The organism is Microcystis sp. M53603_WE2 (assembly GCF_030065435.1).
In genome coordinates this window covers 1-6,184 of the sequence record NZ_JASJFF010001077.1, presented here as the reverse complement: position 1 = coordinate 6,184, position 6,184 = coordinate 1, and the positions used below count along the sequence as shown (strand labels likewise).

General features: G+C 38.1%; 6 protein-coding genes. 5 read left to right on the top strand and 1 reads right to left on the bottom strand.

Going from position 1 to position 6,184, the window contains the following annotated elements; all coding sequences use genetic code 11:
* The first annotated feature begins 406 nt into the window (after positions 1–406).
* The 5 genes from PX481_RS22715 to nusB all read left to right on the top strand — a co-directional run bounded on the left by PX481_RS22715 (position 407) and on the right by nusB (position 5,489).
* Complete coding sequence (locus tag PX481_RS22715) at positions 407–1,006, top strand: IS607 family transposase (RefSeq protein ID WP_002758429.1); 600 nt, start codon at positions 407–409, stop codon at positions 1,004–1,006.
* Positions 972–2,210 carry an RNA-guided endonuclease InsQ/TnpB family protein gene (locus PX481_RS22710; RefSeq protein ID WP_002758430.1) on the top strand — a complete coding sequence of 413 codons (1,239 nt, stop codon included), beginning with the start codon at positions 972–974 and terminating at the stop codon, positions 2,208–2,210. The genes PX481_RS22715 and PX481_RS22710 overlap by 35 nt, the downstream gene beginning before the upstream one ends.
* 56 nt (positions 2,211–2,266) lie before the next feature.
* Positions 2,267–2,854 (top strand): protoporphyrinogen oxidase HemJ, encoded by a 588-nt coding sequence (hemJ, locus tag PX481_RS22705; protein WP_002747974.1) that lies wholly within the window; start codon positions 2,267–2,269, stop codon positions 2,852–2,854.
* A gap of 380 nt (positions 2,855–3,234) precedes the next feature.
* On the top strand, positions 3,235–4,698 hold the full coding sequence (locus PX481_RS22700) for a DNA phosphorothioation system restriction enzyme (protein WP_002758445.1): 1,464 nt from the start codon (positions 3,235–3,237) through the stop codon (positions 4,696–4,698).
* Between the two features lie 137 nt (positions 4,699–4,835).
* Positions 4,836–5,489 carry a transcription antitermination factor NusB gene (gene nusB, locus PX481_RS22695; RefSeq protein WP_002758446.1) on the top strand — a complete coding sequence of 218 codons (654 nt, stop codon included), beginning with the start codon at positions 4,836–4,838 and terminating at the stop codon, positions 5,487–5,489.
* Between the two features lie 24 nt (positions 5,490–5,513).
* Here nusB and PX481_RS22690 read toward each other — a convergent pair whose 3' ends face one another.
* On the bottom strand, positions 5,514–5,981 hold the full coding sequence (locus PX481_RS22690) for a CYTH domain-containing protein (protein WP_002758447.1): 468 nt from the start codon (positions 5,979–5,981) through the stop codon (positions 5,514–5,516).
* Positions 5,982–6,184 lie beyond the last annotated feature (203 nt).

The following is a 6,184-nucleotide window of genomic DNA, read 5'->3' as shown; positions in this document are numbered from 1 at the left end:
TGTTAAATAAAAATCTTTCTCAATTAATTCTTAAGAATTTGTAAATATTGCGGAATGTTAATTTAAATATTCTCAAGTTTTTGGAGTTAATCAATAATTTTTGCTTATCTTTGTCCAACATTGGGTTAGGAGACAGTTATCAGTTATCAGTTATCAGTTATCAGTTATCAGATGTGAGTTTTTAGTTTATTGTTTACTGAAAAAGCTCCCCACACCCCACACCCTACACCCCACACCCCACACCCCACATCCCTCTCCCTGCTCCCTAACCCGCAACCCCTATTTTCCGTCTAAACTTTTGTATAGGGATAGTCTGGGAAAGTATTGTAAAGTTTTGTCAAAAATATACGCAAATAACAGCAAACGACTGCTACTGTGGTTAGTGCAAGTTTACCTTACAGTTCAAATGAAACTATCAGATTATGCCAAGAAAAAGGGGATCAGTTATGACACTGCTTGGAGGATGTGGAATCGAGGGCAGTTACAAGGAGAACGTCTTCCCACAGGAACAATTATTATTTTTGAAGATGACCGTTCAGTGCGTGAAAATAAAGTTGCTATTTATGCAAGAGTTTCTAGTTCAGAAAATAAATCTAACTTGGAGACTCAGGCGAAAAGATTAGAGGCTTATTGTACGGCGAAAGGCTATCAAATTGTCAGAGTAGTTAAAGAAGTAGGAAGTGGGGTTAATGACCAGAGAAAGCTATTATTAAAACTTCTAGAACAAACTGATTATAACTTGATTGTCGTAGAACATAAAGACCGATTGAGTAGAGTAGGGTTTAATTATTTAAAAGTTCTTTTAGCCCAAACAAACCGACACATAGAAGTAGTCAATTTAGCCGAGGAAAGAAAAGATGATTTAATGCCAGATTTTGTCAGCATAATCACTTCATTTTGCGCTCGACTGTATTCGATAAGACAAAGAACAAGAAAAACTGAATGTTTAATTAAGTGCTTGGAGGAAGAGCATGAAATTAGTTCAAAGACATCTAATCAAATTTAATAAAAAGAATTATTTAGCATTTGATAAGTTGGCATTTTTATCAAAGAATCTCTATAACTGTGCTGTCTATTTAAACCGTCAAGCTTTCTTTTCACATCAGCCATTTCTAACCATGACTGAGTTACACCATGCTTTGAAAACAAGCGCAGATTATCAAGCGTTACCAGCTAAAGTAAGCCAGTTAGTATTAAAGCAAGTAGAAAAAACTTTTAAATCCTATCAAAAAGCAGAAGAACAATTCAAAAAATCGCCTAATAAATTTACAGGAGAGCCGAAATTACCACGCTATAAAGATAAGAAAAAAGGTAGAAACGTTTTAACTTATAACTATCAAGCCATCTCTAAAAAAGCCTTGAAGCAGGGTTTAATCAAACTCTCAGGAACTAATTTAGAGTTTAAAACCAATTTAAAAGAAGTCTTAGAGGTCAGAATTATTCCTAAATCGGGCGCTTATTATCTAGAGATTGTCTATGAACAACCATCCCCACCAAGTCAGGAGGGAGAAAGATATGCTTTTGTTGATTTAGGATTAAATAACCTAGCAGCTGTCACCTCTAATATTCCCGAATTTAAGCCAACTTTACTATGTGGGAAAGCGTTAAAATCATGCAATCAAAAATACAACAAGACACTAGCTAAACTCAAATCGGAATTACCCAGTTTACAGAAGACCAGTAAAAGAATACAAGGTTTAACTTTAAAGCGTAATTGCCAGGTGGATTATTACCTCCACACCGCTAGTAGATCTATTATTGATAAATTACTAGCTCATCAAATTAACCTTTTAGTTATTGGTCAGAATCAAGGCTGGAAACAAAACCTTAATATTGGGGATAGAAATAATCAGTCATTTGTGAATATTCCTCACTCAAGATTTATTGAACAACTAACTTACAAGGCAATTTTAGTCGGAATAAAAGTCATTACGACTAATGAAAGCTATACGTCTAAATGTAGTTTCTTAGATTTGGAACCAATTGGCAAACAAGAAAAATATTTGGGCAAGAGAGTTAAAAGAGGATTGTTTAGAAGTTCGTCAGGTTATCTCTATGGAGCAGATATTAATGGTTCATTAAATATAGGGAGAAAGGTAGTCGGAGAGGTTGCATTTAGCAAGAATCCGATAGAGAGGCTTGTAGTTAGCCCTGTACGGGTCAAAGCGTACAAAGCTGATTCAAAGTGCGACGTTTGCGTACAGAATTAGTAACTATGGATAACTCTTAGACTAATTAATTCGGGACTCACATCACAATATAGACTATGGCTTACTATTGGTTTAAAGCATTTCACCTGATTGGGGTAGTTGTTTGGTTTGCGGGACTATTTTATTTGGTACGTTTGTTTGTCTATCATGCGGAGGCAGCAACACAAACCGAACCCGCACAAGCTATTCTGAAAGCGCAATACGAGATCATGGAGAAGCGACTCTACAATATCATTACCACACCTGGGATGATTGTCACCGTGGCCATGGCGATCGGTTTAATCTCCACAGAACCAGAAATTTTAAAATCGGGATGGTTACATATTAAATTATCCTTTGTGGCTCTTTTACTGCTCTATCATTTCTACTGTGGTCGCATCATGAAAAAGCTAGAAAAAGGGGAATGTAATTGGACGGGACAGCAATTTCGGGCCTTAAATGAAGCACCAACCCTGTTATTGGTAGTTATTGTCCTTTTGGCAGTATTTAAAAATCAATTACCCCTCGATTTGACCACTTGGTTAATTGTAGCTTTAGTGGTATTAATGGCGGTGACAATCCAACTTTATGCTAAAAAACGTCGCAAAGATCAAGAAAAACTTCGGCAAAATACTCCCCAAAAAGAAGAAGTAGCGACCAGGTAAATTATCTCAATCATTCCCTAGGTTTCTAGGATAACAGTTAAGAGTGGTTTGACAGCTGTGGGATGGTCTTTTTAGTCCATCCCAATTGTATAGGTAGCAACGTTTAGCTTTTAGCTTTTTGGCTTTTTGCTATTTTTGAGCTTATACAAAAACTATTTTTAATAGTGTGATGAACTCCCAAGCTATGGATTGTTTCTCCCTGCTCCGGCGCTCCGCTGCTCCCCTATACCTTTTAAACAGGATTTAGTATAAACCTCTTGCGAACAGCAAACCCTAAATAAAAACAATCTCCTGACGACCGAATCCTGACGACCGAATCCTGACGACCGAATCCTGACTCCTAACCCTAACAACAATTTTTGATTTTTCCAAGAGGTTCTATGAATAGTTGCTGGATAGATTGGGAAAAAATAACTAGAGATTTTCTTAATTCCCGCAAGCTCAGACAAGTTGCTGAATTGCGAGGATTCTATCGAGTTAATCCCTCTGGTATTCCTAGAATTCCTCCCAATTTAGAATTGAGAGACTACCAAAATACAGCGATTATCAGTTGGTTTCGTAATCGGGGACGAGGAACTTTAAAAATGGCCACCGGCAGCGGTAAAACTATTACTGCTTTAGCTATTGCCATGGAACTTTACGAAGCGATAGAACTGCAAGTATTATTAGTAATTTGTCCCTATCGTCACCTAGTCAATCAATGGCAACGAGAAGCGGAAAAATTTAATCTTAAACCGATTTTAGCCTACGAAAGTGTCCATACATGGCAAAGTCAACTATCCACAGAATTATATAATGTGCAAGCGGGTAATCAAAAATTTGTCACTATTTTAACTACTAACTCAACTTTTATTAGCGAGGGGTTTCAATCACAAATAAAATTTTTTCCCGATAAAACTTTAATCGTTGGTGATGAAGCCCATAATTTAGGTTCCCCCCGATTAGAAGAATTATTACCCCGTTCTTTAGGTCTAAGATTGGCTTTATCTGCCACTCCTGAAAGATATTTTGATCAGGAAGGAACCGACGCTATTCTTGAATATTTTGGACAAATTCTACAACCAGAATTTACCCTAGGTGATGCTATTAGAAAAGGAGCTTTAGTCAGTTATTTTTATTATCCAGTATTGGTTGAATTAACCGATAATGAGGCTTTATTATACGCAAAATTAACCCAAAGAATCGGCTGGACTTTGCAGAAAAATAGTAATTTAAATGGTAATGAAAACCTCACCGCTTTGTTAATGCAAAGATCGCGATTAGTTGGTTCAGCAAGTAATAAATTACAGGCTTTACAACAACTGATGCAAGAGCGTTTAGATACGGATCATACTTTGTTTTATTGTGGGGATGGTTATCTGGAAAATTACACTGCTAATTATCGTCGTCAGGTAGAGGCAGTTACTCATTTGTTAGGCAATCAATTAGGTTATCGAGTTGCTATCTACACCGCAGAAACTTCCCTAGAAGAACGAGAAAAAATTCGCCAACAATTTGAGGAGGGTTATCTGCAAGGATTAGTGGCAATTAGATGTTTAGATGAGGGAGTAGATCTGCCATCAATTCAAAACGCAGTCATTCTGGCTAGTAGTGGTAATCCTCGACAATTTATTCAGCGTCGCGGGCGAATATTGCGCCCCCATCCCGATAAAAAACAGGCCACTTTATTTGATATGATCGTTATGCCACCCACCTTAGATCGAGAAACCTGGGAAGTAGAAAGGAATTTATTACGCAAGGAATTAAAACGCTTTCTAGAGTTTGCCCAATTAGCCATTAATGCTCAAGAAGCTGAGACTAAATTAGGGGAGATTCAAGATAGATATTGTCTTTTGTCTAATTAAAACTTGAAAAGTTAAATCTTGGCAGCTTTTATGCTAAAATAGATGTTAGTCAAGAATTGATCGCCGAGAAAAATTAACCCAACCGGATAGCGATCGATAAAGTTGTATAATTCTCTTTCCTCTCCTTCTAAATTTCTATGCCTCCCCGTCAACAACCCCGTCGCATTGCTCGAGAACTTGCCCTTTTGAGTTTAAGTCAGATTAAAGGCAATCCTGAAAACCTAGAACAGCAAACTTTAAACGATTTAATTTTAGTTGCAGTTAGAACCTTAACCGTCGAAATTCAAGAAACCTTAGAAACCGCTGCCGCTGAAATTAGTCGTGGTAATGAACGGATTCTCGCTAGTGATACTAAGGCAACAAATCTAAAAAGCGCCCAAACCATGGTAAAAGAAGCAATTTCTCTTACCCACAATGCCATTAATCGTTTAGGAACCGTGATAGATTTTCCCGAAATTGTCCAGTTATCTAGTCAGTACGAAGTGCGGGAATATGCCCTAGAATTAATCGGTACAGTCTATCGTCGTCGTGCGGAAATCGAACAGGAATTAACCGGTGCTTTAGTGGATTGGCAACTACATCGTTTACCAAGAATCGATCGGGATATCCTGCAAATTGCCGTGGCAGAAATGCTCTATCTGGATATACCTCAAAAAGTAGCAATCAATGAGGCGATCGAATTAGCCAAACGTTATTCTGATGATGAAGGTTATCGCTTTATTAATGGCGTTCTCCGACGGGTAACGAATAAGCTAAACGAAACAGAAAAAGCCCTATCTACCCAGAGTTAAACTGGGAGTAAATTAATACTACAATCACCACATTTTATAGGGAAATTTCTGTAAATTGATATTGTAGTATCGCTCATCTCCCGTGACTTCTTCGCCGATCCAATCGGGAATAGTAATGACTTGATCCTCTTGTTCTAACTCAATTTCAGCCATAATCAAACCTTGATTATCCCCCCAAAATTCATCAACTTCCCAAGTTAAATTATCCAGAGAAATGCGATGACGAATCTTTTCAATTAAAGGTTTCTTACAGAGGTTTTCTAACATGAGCGCCGCATCTTCTAGGGGAATTACATACTCGAATTCCTGACGACTAATGCCCTCAGTCTTGCCTTTAATGGTTAAATAACCCCGCTCTCCAACCACACGAACTCGCACAGTTGTCAATCCATCTTGGGTAGGAATATATCCCTGACGATACAACTTGCCAGTCGCAAGCGATCGCCAAGAATCCCCTTTAACCAGAAACTTCCGTTCAATTTCAACAGACATAAGTAGGTAGGCATTAAAAACTTTTAGCTCCCCCCGCCTATCGGCACCCCCCTTATTAAGGGGGGCAGGGGGGATCGAACCTAAAATCCATTTTTAATTTAATTATAACCGGCTACTTAGGGTCTGCTGAAAAAGTTTTTCGTGGGGGCAGGGTGTGGGGTGGGGGGTGTGGGGTGTGGGGTTTTACCCATTTTCAGGACGTT